At 59.7% G+C, this 16,868-nt stretch carries 14 protein-coding genes; 6 read left to right on the plus strand and 8 right to left on the minus strand.

The window, feature by feature from the left end; translation table 11 throughout:
* Nucleotides 1-103: 103 nt before the first annotated feature.
* The 4 genes from B723_RS30105 to secA form a co-directional block, all read right to left on the minus strand.
* Nucleotides 104-1,048, minus strand: a complete 945-nt coding sequence (locus B723_RS30105) for a Nudix family hydrolase (protein ID WP_017340483.1) — start codon at nucleotides 1,046-1,048, stop codon at nucleotides 104-106.
* Nucleotides 1,045-1,677: a glutathione S-transferase family protein gene (locus tag B723_RS30110; protein WP_017340484.1), complete on the minus strand. Its 633-nt coding sequence runs from the start codon at nucleotides 1,675-1,677 to the stop codon at nucleotides 1,045-1,047. The genes B723_RS30105 and B723_RS30110 overlap by 4 nt, the downstream gene beginning before the upstream one ends.
* 137 nt (nucleotides 1,678-1,814) lie before the next feature.
* Nucleotides 1,815-3,032, minus strand: coding sequence for a bifunctional glutamate N-acetyltransferase/amino-acid acetyltransferase ArgJ (gene argJ / locus B723_RS30115; protein ID WP_017340485.1), 1,218 nt, complete (start codon nucleotides 3,030-3,032; stop codon nucleotides 1,815-1,817).
* 122 nt (nucleotides 3,033-3,154) lie between these two features.
* Entirely contained in the window at nucleotides 3,155-5,890 is a 2,736-nt protein-coding gene (gene secA, locus B723_RS30120; RefSeq protein WP_031319088.1) for a preprotein translocase subunit SecA, read from the minus strand.
* A 307-nt stretch (nucleotides 5,891-6,197) separates the two neighbouring features.
* Between secA and B723_RS30125 the strand changes: the two genes are divergently transcribed.
* Nucleotides 6,198-6,653, plus strand: a complete 456-nt coding sequence (locus B723_RS30125) for a DUF721 domain-containing protein (RefSeq protein WP_017340487.1) — start codon at nucleotides 6,198-6,200, stop codon at nucleotides 6,651-6,653.
* Nucleotides 6,654-6,672: 19 nt separating this feature from the next.
* Here the strand turns inward: B723_RS30125 and B723_RS30130 are convergent, their stop codons facing one another.
* The gene (locus B723_RS30130; protein WP_031319089.1) at nucleotides 6,673-8,160 is read right to left on the minus strand and encodes a helicase HerA-like domain-containing protein; all 1,488 of its coding nucleotides are present in this window, start codon (nucleotides 8,158-8,160) and stop codon (nucleotides 6,673-6,675) included.
* 174 nt (nucleotides 8,161-8,334) lie between these two features.
* Here B723_RS30130 and B723_RS30135 point away from each other — a divergent pair, with 174 nt between their 5' ends.
* The 4 genes from B723_RS30135 (at nucleotide 8,335) to B723_RS30150 (ending at nucleotide 13,341) form a co-directional block, all read left to right on the plus strand.
* Nucleotides 8,335-10,224, plus strand: coding sequence for a methyl-accepting chemotaxis protein (locus B723_RS30135; protein WP_017340489.1), 1,890 nt, complete (start codon nucleotides 8,335-8,337; stop codon nucleotides 10,222-10,224).
* A 234-nt stretch (nucleotides 10,225-10,458) separates the two neighbouring features.
* On the plus strand, nucleotides 10,459-11,580 hold the full coding sequence (locus B723_RS30140) for a glycosyltransferase family 4 protein (RefSeq protein WP_017340490.1): 1,122 nt from the start codon (nucleotides 10,459-10,461) through the stop codon (nucleotides 11,578-11,580).
* Nucleotides 11,573-12,349, plus strand: coding sequence for a DUF2334 domain-containing protein (locus tag B723_RS30145; RefSeq protein ID WP_017340491.1), 777 nt, complete (start codon nucleotides 11,573-11,575; stop codon nucleotides 12,347-12,349). The genes B723_RS30140 and B723_RS30145 overlap by 8 nt, the downstream gene beginning before the upstream one ends.
* Complete coding sequence (locus B723_RS30150) at nucleotides 12,346-13,341, plus strand: lysylphosphatidylglycerol synthase transmembrane domain-containing protein (protein ID WP_017340492.1); 996 nt, start codon at nucleotides 12,346-12,348, stop codon at nucleotides 13,339-13,341. The genes B723_RS30145 and B723_RS30150 overlap by 4 nt, the downstream gene beginning before the upstream one ends.
* A gap of 78 nt (nucleotides 13,342-13,419) precedes the next feature.
* On the opposite strand, the gene B723_RS33875 is transcribed toward B723_RS30150, so the two are convergent.
* Nucleotides 13,420-13,611, minus strand: a complete 192-nt coding sequence (locus B723_RS33875) for a hypothetical protein (protein ID WP_017340493.1) — start codon at nucleotides 13,609-13,611, stop codon at nucleotides 13,420-13,422.
* Between the two features lie 85 nt (nucleotides 13,612-13,696).
* A complete protein-coding gene (gene purU / locus B723_RS30160) occupies nucleotides 13,697-14,545 on the minus strand; it encodes a formyltetrahydrofolate deformylase (protein ID WP_017340494.1) in 849 nt (282 codons plus the stop codon).
* Between the two features lie 339 nt (nucleotides 14,546-14,884).
* Between purU and mvaT the strand changes: the two genes are divergently transcribed.
* On the plus strand, nucleotides 14,885-15,262 hold the full coding sequence (mvaT, locus tag B723_RS30165) for a histone-like nucleoid-structuring protein MvaT (protein ID WP_007933316.1): 378 nt from the start codon (nucleotides 14,885-14,887) through the stop codon (nucleotides 15,260-15,262).
* 87 nt (nucleotides 15,263-15,349) lie between these two features.
* Here the strand turns inward: mvaT and sbcB are convergent, their stop codons facing one another.
* Complete coding sequence (sbcB, locus tag B723_RS30170; protein WP_017340495.1) at nucleotides 15,350-16,780, minus strand: exodeoxyribonuclease I; 1,431 nt, start codon at nucleotides 16,778-16,780, stop codon at nucleotides 15,350-15,352.
* Nucleotides 16,781-16,868 lie beyond the last annotated feature (88 nt).

Consider the following 16,868-nt stretch of genomic DNA (forward strand, 5'->3'; position numbering starts at 1 on the left):
GCCTGTCTGGGCCACATCGCCAGCAGGCTGGCCCCCACGGGAGACTGAGTTTATCTGTGGGAGCCAGCCTGCTGGCGATGAGGTCATCCGCTTCAACGCAAAATCATGCGTCAGGCCAGAACGCTCGAATCCCCGCGACACCTTGGGCGCCCGCCTCCCAAGCCTTTTGTTGCTCAGCTGGCCCAACACCACCCAGCAAGAACACCGGTTTGCTGAAGCCTTCGATCAGGATCGACGCCTGCTCCCAACCCAACGGCTGAGCCCCCGGGTGAGTCAGGGTCGGCTCTACAGGTGACAGCGTCACAAAGTCCACGCCCATCTGCTCGGCCAATGCCAACTCTTCAGGGTTATGGCAGGACGCCGCCAACCAGCGCGACGCCGGCAACGGACGACCTGCCGCCGCGTATTTGCGCAGTTGTGCCGAGGTGATGTGCCAACCGGCGGACGGAAAATCGCCCAGCCACTCGAACGGCCCCTTGATCATCAACTGTGCCTTGCCGGCACACAGCCCCGCCGCATCCACCGCCAGATCGCGGTATTTCGGGTCGTAGCCGTTGGGCGCCCGCAGCTGGATCAGCTTGATCCCGCCGGCGATGGCTTTCTGGATACCGCGCAGCAGCGCCGGGGTTTCCAGGTCTTCAGGCGTGATCAGGTACTGCGCAGGCAAGCGTGCGGCCGCAACGATCGGCTGGTTGGCCGCCGGGAATTCGTAATTCAACAGATCACGGGGCGCAACCCATTCCAAAGGCTGGCCTTCGGCACCGTGGGGTTCACCGGTGAAATTCGAGACTTCCCAGACATCGAGCAACACTTGCTTGTCCGGGTAGTCATGGCGGACCTTGATCAACGGACGCGCCGCGCTGACCACAATGCCCAACTCTTCGTGAAGCTCGCGGGCCAGGGCGGTTTCGACGGATTCGTCGACCTCGACCTTGCCACCGGGAAACTCCCACAAACCGCCTTGGTGCTGTGTGTCGGCACGGCGGGCGATGAGGATCTTGCCGCTGTTATCGCGGATGACGGCGGCCGCTACGTGTACTCGTTTCACTGCCCGATCTCCTCCAGACCTGCCTTTTGCCACGCCTTGAAGGCTGGCCATTGGTAGATCGTTTCGACGTAGGCCTCATCCGCCGCCGGCAATTTCACCTGATAGGTGCGCAGGCGTACGGCAATGGGGGCAAAGAAGGCATCGGCGAGTGTCGCGCGGCCAAACAGGAACGGACCGGTTTCGGTCGCGGCTGCGCGGCATTCGGCCCACAAGGCCTGCATGCGTTCGATGTCCGCCTGGACGTCGGCCGGGGCCGGCGACAACGGTGCGTCGCGACTCAGGTCGAACGGCATGTTGCCGCGCATGGCGAAGAACCCTGCGTGCATCTGCGCGCACGCCGAACGCGCCTGGGCGCGGGCGGCGACATCTTTGGGCCAGAGGCCAGCATCCGGGAATTGTTCGGCCAGGTACTCGGCAATCGCCAGGGAATCAGCAATGGTGCCGTGTGCGGTTTTCAGCAGCGGGACTTTACCGGTGGGCGAATGCTTGAGCAGACGTTCACGGGTGTCCGGCTGGTTCAGCTTGATGAGCTCTTCGGTGTACGGAGCGCCGGCCAGATCGAGGGCCAGGGCGCCGCGCAGGGACCAGGAGGAAAGCAGTTTGTCGCCGATGATCAGGTGGAGGCTCATGTTCGGGACCTTTTGATGAGGGGTACAGACCCGCCTCTTGAGTGTCTGGTCTGTCGTCATCGCGGGCAATCCCGCTCCCACAGGATTTGCGCTAACCCTGAGGGAGCAGGCTCGCCCGCGAAGGGGTCGACTCGGTATTAAGTACGGTACTCGGCGTTGATCTTCACGTATTCGTGGGACAGGTCGGTGGTCCAGATGGTTTCGCTGCAATCGCCGCGACCCAGCTCTATACGGATGGTGATCTCTTCCTGCTGCATCACCGCTGCGCCCTGGGCTTCGGTGTAGGTCGATGCGCGGGCGCCACGGCTGGCGATGCAAACGTCGCCGAGGAACACGTCGATCTTGCTCACGTCCAGGTTCGGTACGCCGGCACGACCAACGGCAGCCAGAATGCGCCCCCAGTTCGGGTCGGATGCGAACAGCGCGGTCTTGATCAGCGGCGAGTGCGCCACGGTGTAACCGACGTCCAGGCATTCCTGGTGATTGCCGCCGCCGTTGACTTCAACGGTGACGAACTTGGTCGCGCCTTCGCCGTCGCGAACGATGGCCTGGGCCACGTCCATGCACACTTCGAACACGGCCTGTTTCAGCTTGGCGAACAACTCACCGCTCGCGGAGGTGATTTCCGGCAAGGCCGCCTGACCAGTGGCGATCAACATGCAGCAGTCGTTGGTCGAGGTGTCGCCGTCGATGGTGATGCGGTTGAACGACTTGTTGGCGCCGTCCAGCAACAGGTTTTGCAATACGTCGCGGGAGACTTTGGCGTCGGTGGCGATGTAGCCGAGCATGGTGGCCATGTTCGGACGGATCATCCCCGCACCTTTGCTGATGCCGGTGACGGTGATGGTCACGCCGTCATGCTGGAACTGGCGGCTGGCACCCTTCGGCAGGGTGTCGGTGGTCATGATGCCGGTGGCGGCAGCTTCCCAGTTGTTCACCGACAGATCGTCGAGCGCGGCTTGCAACGCGCCTTCGATCTTCTCGACCGGCAGCGGCTCGCCGATCACGCCGGTGGAATACGGCAGCACCAGGCTGGCGTCGACGCCGGTCAATTCAGCCAGTTTGGCGCAGGTGCGTTCGGCGGCAGCCAGGCCAGGTTCGCCAGTGCCGGCGTTGGCATTGCCGGTGTTGGTCAGCAGGTAACGCACCGGACCTTGCACGCGCTGCTTGGCCAGGATCACCGGCGCTGCGCAAAAGGCGTTCAGGGTGAACACGCCTGCGACGGTAGAACCTTCGGCGCAGCGCATGACCACGACATCCTTGCGCCCGGGGCGCTTGATGCCGGCCGAGGCGATACCGAGTTCAAAACCGGCAACCGGGTGCAACGTTGGCAAAGGACCAAGACCAACAGCCATGAATGCGCTCCTTAATAAATGATGTCAGCACCGCTTTCAGGAAGAACGGTGGTGTAAATGGCAAAACGCCGCGACGGCTGATGCCGGTCGCGGCGCGGGTATTTCAGCGTATGAAACGGGTTTTACTGGATCTGCCCGTGGCAATGCTTGAATTTCTTGCCCGAACCGCAGTAGCACAGCTCGTTACGGCCCAGCTTCTGTTCGTTGCGAACCGGTGCGGTGGCGAGGGCTACATCGACCTCTTCACCGAGCAGGTCCGGCTGCTCGAGACCCGGTGCTTCGTCGTGCTGGAACTGCATGCGCGCCGCCAGTGCTTCGGCTTCCTGACGCAGGCGTTGCTCTTCTTCGATCGGGTCTTCGCGGCGAACCTGGACGTGCGACAGCACACGGATCGAATCGCGCTTGATCGAATCCAGCAGCTCGGAGAACAGCGTGAACGACTCGCGCTTGTACTCTTGCTTCGGGTTCTTCTGAGCGTAGCCACGCAAGTGGATGCCATGACGCAGGTGGTCCATGGTCGACAGGTGATCTTTCCACAAGTCGTCCAGCACGCGCAGAACGATTTGCTTCTCGAAGGTGCGCAGCGCATCGGCGCCGGCCTGGTCTTCTTTCTCGTTGTACGCCGCAATCAGCTCTTGCATCAGCTTCTCGCGCAGGGTTTCTTCGTACAGGTGATCGTCTTCGTCGAGCCATTGCTGGATCGGCAGCGAAACACCGAAGTCGCTCTGCAATGCCGCTTCCAGACCGGCCACGTCCCACTGCTCGGGCAGCGATTGCGGTGGAATGTGTGCACTGACAGTCGCGTTGAGTACGTCCTGACGGAAGTCGGCGATGGTTTCACCGATGTTGTCGGCGGCCAGCAACGTGTTACGCATGTGATAGATCACTTTACGCTGTTCGTTGTTGACGTCATCGAACTCGAGCAGTTGCTTGCGGATGTCGAAGTTGCGGCCTTCAACCTTGCGCTGGGCCTTCTCGATGGCGTTGGTCACCATGCGGTGCTCGATCGCTTCACCGGACTGCATGCCCAATGCTTTCATGAAGTTCTTCACCCGGTCAGAGGCGAAGATGCGCATCAGGCTGTCTTCCAGCGACAGGTAGAAACGGCTGGAACCGGCGTCACCCTGACGACCGGCACGACCACGCAGCTGGTTGTCGATACGGCGCGATTCGTGACGTTCGGACGCAATCACCTGCAAACCGCCCGACTCGAGCACTTGCTGGTGACGTTTCTGCCAGTCGGCCTTGATCTGGGCAATCTGCTCCGGCGTCGGGTCTTCGAGCGACGCGACTTCCACTTCCCAGTTACCGCCCAACAGGATGTCGGTACCACGACCGGCCATGTTGGTGGCGATGGTCAGTGCGCCTGGGCGACCGGCCTGGGCAATGATCTCGGCTTCTTTTTCGTGGAACTTGGCGTTCAGGACCTTGTGTTCGATACCTTCTTTCTGCAGCAGCGCAGACATGTGCTCGGACGTTTCGATGGTCGCAGTACCCACCAGCACCGGACGGCCCTGGGTCATGCATTCCTTGATGTCGTTGATGATCGCCGCGTATTTCTCGTCGGCGGTCAGGAACACCAGGTCGTTGTAGTCTTTACGCGCCAAAGGCTTGTTCGGCGGGATGACCATGACCTGCAGGCCGTAGATCTGGTGGAATTCGAACGCTTCGGTGTCCGCGGTACCGGTCATGCCGGACAGCTTGTTGTACAGACGGAAGTAGTTCTGGAACGTGGTCGACGCCAGTGTCTGGCTTTCGGCCTGGATGTTCAGGTTTTCCTTGGCTTCGATGGCCTGGTGCAGGCCTTCGGACAAACGACGACCCGGCATGGTACGACCGGTGTGTTCGTCGACCAGGACGACCTGACCGTCCTGCACGATGTATTCGACGTTGCGGTTGAACAGCTTGTGAGCGCGCAGGCCGGCATAAACGTGGGTCAGCAGGCCCAGATTATGCGCCGAATACAGGCTCTCGCCTTCTGCCAGCAGGCCGACGCGGGTCAGCATGTCTTCGATGAACTGGTGACCGGCTTCGTTGAGTTCGACCTGACGGGTCTTTTCGTCAACGGTGTAGTGGCCGGCCTTGGTGACTTCGCCTTCGACCTCTTCGACATGCAATTCAAGCTGCGGGATCAGTTTGTTGATCTCGATGTACAACTTGGAGCTGTCCTCGGCCTGACCGGAAATGATCAGCGGGGTACGGGCTTCGTCGATGAGGATGGAGTCGACTTCGTCGATCACGGCAAAGTTGAGTTCGCGCTGGAATTTTTCTTCCATGCTGAACGCCATGTTGTCGCGCAGGTAGTCGAAACCGAATTCGTTGTTGGTGCCGTAGGTAATGTCGGCGGCGTAGGCCTGACGTTTCTCTTCCGGCGGCTGGAATGGCGTGACCACACCGACCGTCATGCCGAGGAATTCGTAGAGCGGACGCATCCAGTTGGCGTCACGGCGGGCCAGGTAGTCGTTCACGGTCACAACGTGCACGCCCTTGCCGGACAGCGCGTTGAGGTAAACGCCCAGTGTGGCCACCAGGGTCTTGCCTTCACCGGTACGCATTTCCGCGATCATGCCTTCATGCAAGGTCATGCCGCCGATCAGCTGGACATCGAAGTGGCGCATACCCATCACGCGCTTGCCGGCTTCGCGGGCGACCGCAAAGGCTTCTGGCAGCAGCTTGTCGAGGGTTTCCCCTTTGGCGATGCGGGCCTTGAACTCATCTGTCTTGGCACGCAATTGATCGTCCGAAAGGGCCACCATTTGCTCTTCGAAGGCATTGACGAGTTGCACCGTCTTGAGCATGCGTTTGACTTCACGCTCGTTCTTGCTTCCAAAAAGTTTCTTTAACAAAGGCGCAAACATATCGGCAGGATCTTCCACACTAAAGGGATGGAGGGCGGCCCCGTGAGTCGCCCGTGCAGCCCTCATGGCCGCATGCGAACGAGCATTCTACCCGGAAACGATGGTGAGGAAAGTGGCGTTGTTCCACGATGCATGCACTGCGCTGTAACGGGGCTCACTTAAAATAAGGGCGTTTTGCTGAACTTCAAGCCAGTTACGGCAGAAGTTACTTGTTGATTTAATGGGTAAAGCGCGCGCAAAGCAATGGGTCGGGTGCATCCGGTGCTTTCTGCTACCATGGCGCCTCTGTTACTTCAGGTGTCTGATCATGGCATTTCGCCCTCTTACGGCCAGAGCACCCGCCGTTCTGCTTCGCGAAGCCAAACCGCTGAAAGCCATTTTTGGCCATGCTCAACGCCTGGGTCATTTACAACGTCTGCTGGAAAGCCAATTGCAGCCTGCCGCCCGCGAGCATTGCCACGTGGCATCGTGGCGCGAAGGCAGTTTGTTGCTGATTGTCACCGATGGTCATTGGGCAACTCGTCTGCGTTATCAACAGAAGCGTCTGCAACGGCAGTTACAGATGTTTGATGAATTCGCCAGCCTGACCCGGATTCTGTTCAAGGTGCAGCCACCGACCGTTCAGCAAGGGGCGGCGGGGCATACCATCAGTTTGTCCAGCGATGCGGGCGCGACCATTCAGGCCACGGCGGAGGGGATCAGTGATCCGAATCTGCGAGCGGCGCTGGAGCGATTGGCGGCGCACGCCAAACCCAAGGATTAAAGGCTGCGATCTTTTGCTTTCAGCGGCGTTTACTGCCACCGAGCAGCGAGCCCATCAACCCGCGCACCAACTGCCGCCCCAACTGATTGGCCGCCTGTCGCATTGCCGATTTCAGTGCCTGCCCTGCCGCCGTGCCGAGGAACTCCCCAGCCTTGTCGGTGAAGCTCGGTTCCTCCGCCGCAGGTTTGCCCGGCGCCGCTTCGGGCTCTGGCGCCAATCCTTTACGCCCCATCAACACTTCATACGCCGATTCCCGATCAACCGGTTTGTCGTACCGCCCCTTGAACGGCGAGCCGGCGATCAGCAGCGTGCGTTCCGTCTCGGTTAGCGGCCCGATCCGCGATTGCGGCGGCGCGACCAATACGCGCTGGACCATCTCCGGCGTGCCCTTGTCCTGCAACGTGCCGACCAGCGCTTCGCCAATCCCCAGTTCAGTCAACACCGACAAGGCGTCGAATGCGGGGTTCGGACGGAAGCCTTCGGCCACGGCCCGAAGGGATTTCTGTTCCTTGGCCGTGAACGCGCGCAAGCCATGCTGGACGCGCAGGCCAAGTTGAGCCAACACGTCATCCGGCAAGTCGCCCGGCGACTGGGTGACGAAATACACGCCGACGCCTTTCGAGCGAATCAGCCGCACCACTTGCTCCAGACGCTCCTGCAATGCCTTGGGTGTATCGGCAAACAGTAAATGGGCTTCATCGAAAAACAGCGCCAGCAACGGTTTGTCAGCATCGCCGCGCTCCGGCAGTTGTTCGAACAGTTCGGCCAGTAGCCACAAAAGGAACGTCGCGTAGACCTTGGGCGCCTCGTGCACCAGGCGACTGGCATCCAGCAAATGAATGCGCCCCCGCCCCTCGGCGGTCGGCTGCAAAATGTCTTCGAGTTGCAACGCTGGCTCACCGAACAGTGCTTCGGCGCCCTGTTGTTCCAGAATCGCCAGGCGCCGCAACAGGGCCTGACTCGATCCCGTGGTCATCAGCGCGGCGTCGTCCCCCAGCGATTCGGGGTGGTCGCGCAGGTGATTGAGCAGTGCCTTGAGGTCCTTCAAATCCAACAGCAGCAAGCCTTCACGGTCCGCGACCTTGAACGCGGCGTACAACGCCGACTGCTGACTGTCAGTCAGTTCCAGCAGGGCGCCGATCAATAACGGTCCCATTTCGCTCAAGGTTGTGCGCAATGGATGACCGGACTGGCCGTGAATGTCCCACAGGGTGACCGGATAGGCCTGAGGCGTGTGGTTCAGCCAGGGCATCCCGGCGATGCGCTCGGCAACTTTGCCTTGAGGGTTGCCGGCCGCGCCAAGACCGCACAGGTCACCCTTGATATCCGCGGCAAACACGGCCACGCCAGCATCGCTGAACGCCTCGGCCAGTTTTTGCAAGGTGACGGTCTTGCCGGTCCCGGTAGCGCCCGCGACCAGACCGTGACGGTTCGCCAGGCGCATGGCCTGGGCGATCGGCTTCCCCGCGAGATCGGCACCGATAACGAGTTGCGATGAATCAGGCATTTGGTCACCCATGGTTAATCTTTAATGCTGCACGGCCGATATAAAAGACTGAAAAGCGTCGGTAATCCCCCTAAGGAGAGGACGGAAATATCAGCTTGTTTTCATGATCGCCCACTGCGCTTTTTCCTATAAAAGCACGCCTTGGGCCTTAAGACCTTAGCGGAACCCCGAGCCATGAACAAAAATCTGCGCTTCAGCCATAAAATCCTGCTCGCCGCGGCACTCATCGTCATTGCCGCGTTCGCCTCGTTCACACTGTACAACGACTATCTGCAGCGCAACGCCATTCGCAAGGACCTGGACAACTATCTGCAAGAAATGGGCAGTGTGGCTGCCAACAATATCCAGACCTGGCTGAGCGGACGCAGCTTGCTGATCGAAAACCTCTCACAAAGCATCGCGCTGAACGCCGACATCGACAACGTCGCCAAGCTGCTGGAGCAGAAAGCAGTGACGTCGACCTTCATGGGTGCCTATCTGGGCAACAAGGATGGCACCTTCATCATCCGGCCGGACAGCAAAATGCCGGAGGGCTATGACCCCCGCGCCCGTCCCTGGTACAAAAGCGCCCAAAGCACCAGCGGCCCGGCACTGACTGAACCCTACATCGATCTGGCCTCCGGCCAGCTGGTCATCTCCATCGTCAATAGTGTCCTCAAGGACGGTCAGAACATCGGCGTGGCCGGCGGCGACCTGAGCCTGCAAGTGATCGCCGACAGCCTGAATGCGATGGACTTCAACGGTATGGGTTATGCGTTCCTGATCAGCGCCGACGGCAAGATTCTGGTGCACCCGGACAAAGCGCTGGTGATGAAATCACTGGCCGAGGCGTACCCGAAAGATACACCGCGCATCAGCAGCGATTTCAGTGAAGTTGAAGTCGATGGCAAAACCCGCATCGTCACGTTCACGCCGATCAAAGGCCTGAATTCCGTCAACTGGTACATCGGTCTGTCGGCGGATAAAGGCAAAGCCTTTGCGAAGCTCAGCGAATTCCGCGCCTCGGCGGTCGTGGCGACCATCATCGCGGTCGCCATCATCATCGCCCTGCTGGGCATGTTGATCCGCCTCCTGATCCAGCCGCTGCACGTCATGACGCGCGCCATGGCCGATATCGCCGACGGTGAGGGCGACCTGACCAAACGCCTGACTATCCAGAACAATGATGAATTCGGCGTGCTCGGCACCGCGTTCAACCGTTTCGTGGAGCGCATTCACGGTTCGATCCGCGAAGTGTCTTCGGCCACCGGGCAGGTCAACGAAGTCGCCCTGCGCGTGGTCGCGGCCTCCAACTCGTCGATGTACAACTCCGACCAGCAAGCTTCGCGCACCAGCAGCGTCGCCGCCGCCATCAATCAGCTCGGTGCCGCGGCCCAGGAAATTGCGCGCAACGCCGCCCAGGCCTCGAGTCAGGCCAGCGACGCCCGCAGCCTCGCCGAAGACGGCCAGCAAGTGGTGGATCGCAGCATTGTCGCGATGAACCAGCTGTCGAGCATGCTCAGCGCCTCCAGCACCAACATCGAATCGCTGAACAGCAAAACCGTGAACATCGGGCAGATTCTCGAAGTGATCACCAGCATTTCCCAGCAAACCAACCTGCTGGCGCTCAATGCTGCGATCGAGGCCGCCCGTGCCGGTGAAGCCGGGCGTGGTTTCGCCGTGGTGGCCGATGAGGTGCGCAACCTGGCGCACCGCACGCAGGAATCGGCGCAACAGGTGCAGACCATGATCGAGGAGCTGCAAGTCGGCGCCCGCGAATCCGTCAGCACCATGAGCGACAGCCAGCGTCACAGCCAGGACAGCGTGGAAATCGCCAACCTGGCGGGAGAGCGCCTGAACAGCGTGACCTTGCGCATTGGCGAGATCGACGGGATGAACCAGTCGGTGGCCACGGCAACCGAGGAACAGACGGCGGTGGTCGAGTCGATCAATGTCGACATCACCGAGATCAACACGCTGAACCAGGAAGGCGTGGAAAACCTGCAATCGACCTTGCGGGCGTGTTCGGACCTGGAGCAGCAGGCGGCGCGCCTCAAGCAATTGGTGGGCAGTTTCCGTATTTAGTGTTTCCCGGACCTGTGGTGAGGGAGCTTGCTCCCGCTGGGTCGCGAAGCGAGCCCAACATTCTGTGGGTGTGTCAGATCTGACGCACCGTCTGAATGACGACGGCTTCGCAGCCGAGCGGGAGCAAGCTCCCTCGCCACATAACGGTCCAAAGTTCCAGCCCCCGCCACAAAACCCCAACCGAACATCTATCCTTCATAAAGGTCAACCAACGGAGAACAACGGATCGGAGGAATGCTCATCGTGCATATCGCTGACATCACCATGTTCTACGCCCCTGCCAGCGGTGGCGTGCGCACGTATCTGGATGCTAAACACCGTCGCTTGGGTATCAAGCCCGGCATTCGTCACAGCCTGCTGATCCCCGGCGCACACCTGGGTGAACAGGATGGTATTTACACGGTTCCAGCCCCCGCCCTGCCCTTCGGCAAGGGTTACCGTTTCCCTCTGCGCCTCGCGCCCTGGCGCAATGTCCTTCAGGATTTGCAACCCGATCTGATCGAAGTCGGCGACCCGTACCTCACGGCCTGGGCCGCGCTCGACGCCCGGCGACAACTCGATGTGCCAGTGATCGGCTTTTATCACTCGGACCTGCCGCTGCTGGTCAGTAACCGCATGGGCAACTGGGTCACCACCAATGTCGAGGCCTACGTCAGCAAGCTGTACGGTAATTTCGACCGGGTGCTGGCGCCGAGCCGGATCATGGCCGACAAATTGATTACCCTGGGGGTGAAGAACGTTTTCGTCCAACCCCTGGGTGTCGACCTGCACACCTTCCATCCCGATGCACGAGACCCGGGCCTGCGCGCAGAACTGGGCATCGATGAAAATACCCATCTGCTGATTTTCGCCGGACGCGGCTCCAAGGAAAAGAACCTGCCAGTGTTGCTCGACTGCATGAGGCGCCTGGGCCGCCGCTATCACTTGTTGCTGGTGGGTTCGTCGATGCCGGCGGTGGTGCCGGACAACGTGACGGTGGTCGATGAATTCTGCCCGGCGACGCAAGTGGCACGGCTGATGGCCAGTGCCGACGCGCTGCTGCATGCCGGCGATCAGGAAACCTTCGGCCTGGTGATTCTCGAAGCCATGGCTTGCGGCATTCCGGTGGTGGCCGTGGCAGCCGGGGCCTTTCAGGAAATCATCAACTCAGACTGCGGCCTGCTTTGCGCGCCGAACAACTCAATGGCGATGGCCAACGCCGTTCGGGAGTTGTTCGGTTCGGGCAGTGCCGTTCTGGGCCAACAGGCTCGCAGTCATGTCGAGCGCCATTATTCCTGGGACACGGTGGTCAACAGTCTGCTGGGCCATTATTACGCCGTCCTCGGCAGCCAATGGCCGCGGATCGCCAATGGCTGAGCCCATGAACGCGCCCAGCCTGCTATTGGTGTTGCATGACGTCGCCCCACAAACCTGGGCCGACTACCAACCCTTTGTCGAAGCCGTCGACGCCTTGGGCGCAGTGCCGATGACCTGGCTGGTGGTGCCGGACTTTCACAAACACAACGATCTTGAGGCCCATCCGGGATTTCGACGGATGCTCACCCGCCGTGTCGCCCGAGGTGACGAACTGGCGCTGCACGGCTATTTTCATTGCGATGAAAGCCCGCCCCCCCACACACCGCGAGACTGGTTCATGCGTCGCATCTACACCCACGAGGGCGAGTTTTACAGCCTGTCTCAGGAAGCCGCCCTCGCACGTCTGCATGCCGGCATTGAAGTGTTCCATCGCTACCACTGGCCGCTGGAGGGTTTTGTCGCCCCGGCCTGGCTGATGAGCGAAGGAACGCGCCAGGCCTTGCGCCAGTTACCCTTGAGTTACACCAGCGATCCGCAGCACCTGTATCGCCTGCCGGATTTCACCCCGGTCGATGCGCCGGGGTTGGTGTGGAGTGCACGCAGTGCCTGGCGTCGGGGTGTGTCGAAGCTGGTCAGCGATCAGCGTGAACACCGCTGGCGTCGCGCTGCGGTGATTCGCCTGGGGTTGCACCCGGTGGACATGCGTCACCCTTTCTCACGCAATTATTGGCTGCAAACCCTCAAGCGCCTGCTCGACGAGGGCCGTGTGCCGATGACCAAGGCGCGGTGGCTGACGCTGCACACCGACCGCGTCGGTCGCGCCGCATGAGCCGCGCAATTGTGTTGTTTGTCGCGCTGCTCGTTGCGGTGCTGATTCCTCTGTTACTGGGCGGTAACCAGACCTGGTCGCGACTGCAGAGTTTTCCATTGAACTGGCTGTTGATCATGTTCGGCATGATCCTGCTGTGCTGGGTGGTGAACACGATGCGCTTGCGTCTGTTGCTGGGTGATCAGCGCGACAAGGTCAGTCCGGTCAAAAGCCTTGGCGTGGTGATGGCGGCCGAGTTCGCCTACTGCGCCACGCCGGGCGGCAGCGGCGGACCGCTGACGATCATGGCGCTGCTGGCACGCAACGGCGTGCGCCCGGCACGGGGTAGCGCCGTCTTCGCCATGGATCAACTGAGCGACCTGCTGTTCTTTCTCTGCGCGTTAATCGGGATTCTGATTTATGCGCTGTTCCAGCACCTCAGCGAACGCATGGAATGGCTGCTGACGGTCAGTGCCATTTCGATGTTTGGCGGGCTGCTCAGTTGCGTGGTGATCGCGCGCTATCATCGGCTGCTGATTCGCCTGAGTGGACGCTTGCTCGTGCGCCTGAATGTCAAAGGCAGCACGCGAATGCGTTGGGCACGAAAACTCCTGCATTTTCTGGCGGCATTCACTGACACGCTGAAGTTGCCCGCTCAGACGTTGATCAAGGTGTTTGTCCTGACCTGTGTGCATTGGGTCCTGCGCTATAGCGTGTTGTACCTGGCGTTGCGCGGGCTCGGTGCGGATTTGCAGTGGGCCTGGAGTTTTCTGATCCAGATGCTTTCGCTGAGCGCGGGGCAATTCAGCCTGTTGCCGGGTGGCGCAGGGGCTGCGGAATTGACCTCGGCCGCGCTGCTGGCACCCATGGTGGGGAAATCCACGGCGGCGGCGGCGATTCTGATTTGGCGGGCGGTGACTTATTACTTTTATCTGGTGGTTGGGGGACCGGTGTTTTTGTTGATGCTTGGGCGGCCGTTGTTGAAGAAGTTGATGAGGTTTAGGCAGGCTTAGGGGGGGTGTTTTTTGTTGTGAACATATCCGGTGCTGCAGCAACGGATATGCACACAAAAAGCGACCGCACGCCAAACCTCAAGACCGCTTCACCGGCAATCCAGCTCCTTCAGGGCCAGAATCCGGATTCAACGCCTCCCACAACTCCGCCGCCCCCGGAAACTCCGTCCCGTCTTCAGGGCTCAAGTCATCCGGGTCGTAGCGGCTCAAACACCCCTCCCCCAATGTCGCGGGGGCCTTGGAAGTAGCTTTGTCCAGCGGATCGGCCATGGTCATGTCCTCAGTGCAGAAACGGCGAAGGGCCTGAGCGATTGAACGCCCAGGCCCTTCGAATTTCAACCGTGTCGTGCGGGGATCAGAACACCACGGTCTTGTTGCCATGCACCAGCACCCGGTCTTCCAGGTGATAACGCAGACCACGAGCCAACACCATCTTCTCGACATCACGCCCGAAACGCACCATGTCTTCGATGCTATCGCTGTGGCTGACACGCACCACGTCCTGCTCGATGATCGGGCCGGCATCCAGCTCTTCAGTGACATAGTGGCACGTCGCACCGATCAGCTTTACCCCACGCAGGGAAGCCTGGTGATAAGGCTTGGCGCCGACGAACGACGGCAGGAAGCTGTGGTGAATGTTGATGACCTTGTGCGCATATTCACTGCACAACTCGGGCGGCAGGATTTGCATGTAACGGGCAAGTACCACCACTTCGGCTTCGTGCTGTTTGACCAGGCGCGAGACTTCGGCGAACGCCGGTTCTTTATCCTGTGGATTGACCGGCACGTGGTAGTAAGGAATACCGTGCCACTCGACCATGCTACGCAAATCGTCATGGTTGGAAATCACGCAGGAGATTTCGCAGTCCAGTTCATCGCTGTGCCAGCGGTGCAGCAAGTCGGCCAGGCAATGAGACTCGCGGCTGGCCATCAACACCACGCGCTTTTTCTGCGCGGTATCAGTAATGCGCCAGTTCATCGAGAACTCTTCGGCAATCGGCGCGAACGCTTCGCGGAAGGCCTCGATACCAAAAGGCAGCGAATCGGCCCGAATTTCGTGACGCATGAAGAACCAGCCACTGAGATTATCCGAGTGATGGCTCGCTTCAGTGATCCAGCCGTTATGTGACGCCAGAAAGTTACTGACTTTAGCAACGATGCCGACGCGGTCCGGGCAAGCAATCACCAGCCGAAAAGTGCGCATGGGGGGGAAACTCCAGAACTTCGCAAAGGCCGCATTCTAGCGATTGCGCGGAAAAACTGCAGTATAGATGACACCTTGCGTTGTGCGGGGATGGCAGGCACACGCGTTGAAAGCACTCGCTCACCCGCGCAATGGTGCTCTTGTTGCCAATCTTCAAGTGCTCAATTGTGAATATCTGTGATACCTGGGTCACACTATTTAACTGCGCATCCAGCGTGCGCCCTATTCACGACAACTAATTCAAATAAACTCCGGTTTAATTGTTTACTTGATGAAACACCCTGACTATTATTGCCGCACTGTCACCTGCCATCCAGCGCTTAACATAAGGTAGTCCCCATGTCCTTGATCAACGAATATCGCGCCACCGAAGAAGCTATCAAAGAGCTGCAAGCCCGTTTGAAGAACCTGTCCCAAGACGACAAACTGCAAACCGAGCTGGAATTCGAAGGCAAACTGCGCACCCTGATGGGCGAATACTCCAAGTCCCTGCGTGACATCATCGCGTTGCTGGATCCAGAATCCAAAACCAAGGCACCACGCGGCGGCGCAGTAAAAACTACTGGCACCAAGCGTGCTCGCAAAGTTAAACAATACAAAAACCCGCACAACGGTGAAGTCATCGAAACCAAAGGTGGCAACCACAAGACTCTGAAAGAGTGGAAAGCCAAGTGGGGCGGTGACGTGGTTGAAGGCTGGGCTACCCTGCTGGGCTAAGCCACAACGCTTTTCGCTGCAAAAAAAGAACGCCAGCAAACGCTGGCGTTTTTTTATGCCCGGCATTCAGTGCCGGGCATTTCAGTTTCAAAGATTCAAACGTTTGCGCAATGCCTGGACATAATTGCTCCACTCGTTGAGCACCTCTTGCTGGAATGGCGTCGCCGTAATGTTCAAGTGGGCTGCGGCCTCTGCAAAAGTTTCCAGCGTATTGGGCGCTCCCCACTCAGGATCTGACAAACGTTGCTGACAGAATATTCGCCAACGTTCTTGCTCTTCGAAACTCAACGTGTCGGGAAAGTTACGTGCTCGATATCGAAACAATAATTCGGGTAAACGTTCATCATCGAAAGGCCATTGTACCTTTGCTAATTGCGCCGGGTCAGCTGCCCGGACTTGCTCACAAAGGCGCCGATCCCGATCACCAATAAAACCATCGTATAACTGTTGCTCGGGGTCTTTGCTCTGGGTGAAATCCTCGCTGGCATAAATGGCCTGAACTTTATCTCGCCAAACTTGCTGTGCGTCACTTAGCCGCAGCGTGCGCTCCTGATATAACGCCATGTCCAGCCCCAGGCGTTGCTGATCAACGGGACGAAGTACCGACAGGGGCGCGACCACCGGGCATTTGTTGATGTGGATAAGCTTGAGCGGCACCGGCAACTCGCCCTCGGCCAGATCATCGCGACGGGTATACAGGCGCTGGCGCAAGGCGTCAGCATCCAGATCAAGCAAGCCCTGGGGATCCAGGTGCAAGTCGCAGACAATCAACGCGTTCTTGTTGCGCGGGTGCCAGGCCAGCGGCAGCACCACGCCGACATAACTGCGTGCGGCCGAAAAGCGCCCGGAAATGTGCACCATCGGCTGCAACAGCCGAATCTGATCCATCACTTTTTGTTTACCGCGCAACTGAAACAGCCAGTCGTACAGCTTCGGTTGTTTCTCTCGAATCAGACGCGCCAGCGCAATGGTCGCTCGAACGTCCGACAGCGCTTCGTGAGCATTGCCGTGATCGATGCCATTGGCGGCGGTCAGGCGTTCGAGTTTGAGCGTTACCCGCCCCTCGTCATCCTTGGGCCAGACGAGGCCATCCGGACGCAAGGCATAGGCGGCGCGCACCACGTCGATCAAATCCCAACGACTGTTACCGCCCTGCCACTCGCGCGCGTACGGGTCGAAAAAATTGCGATACAGGCTGTAACGAGTCATCTCGTCGTCGAAGCGCAAGGTGTTGTAACCCGCGCCACACGTGCCCGGCGCCGCCAGTTGGGCATGCACCCGGGTCATGAAATCCGCTTCGCTCAAACCGTGCCCGGCCAATTGGCCCGGTGTGATGCCAGTGATCGCGCAAGCCGCCGGATGCGGCAGGATGTCCTCGCTGGGCTGGCAGTAAAGATTGACCGGCTCGTCGATGACATTGAGATCGAAGTCAGTGCGAAGGCCCGCCACTTGCAGCGGACGGTCGCAACGGGGGTTGATGCCGGTGGTTTCATAGTCGTACCAGAAGATCGAGGTCACGGGCTATTCCTGAACTGAAGATCGGCGAAGTCTAGGCGTTTGCATCCCGCCCCGGCCAGTGATCTTGCATTCAATCACCTCTCGCCAC

Source organism: Pseudomonas fluorescens NCIMB 11764 (assembly GCF_000293885.2).
Lineage (GTDB): Bacteria > Pseudomonadota > Gammaproteobacteria > Pseudomonadales > Pseudomonadaceae > Aquipseudomonas > Aquipseudomonas fluorescens_B.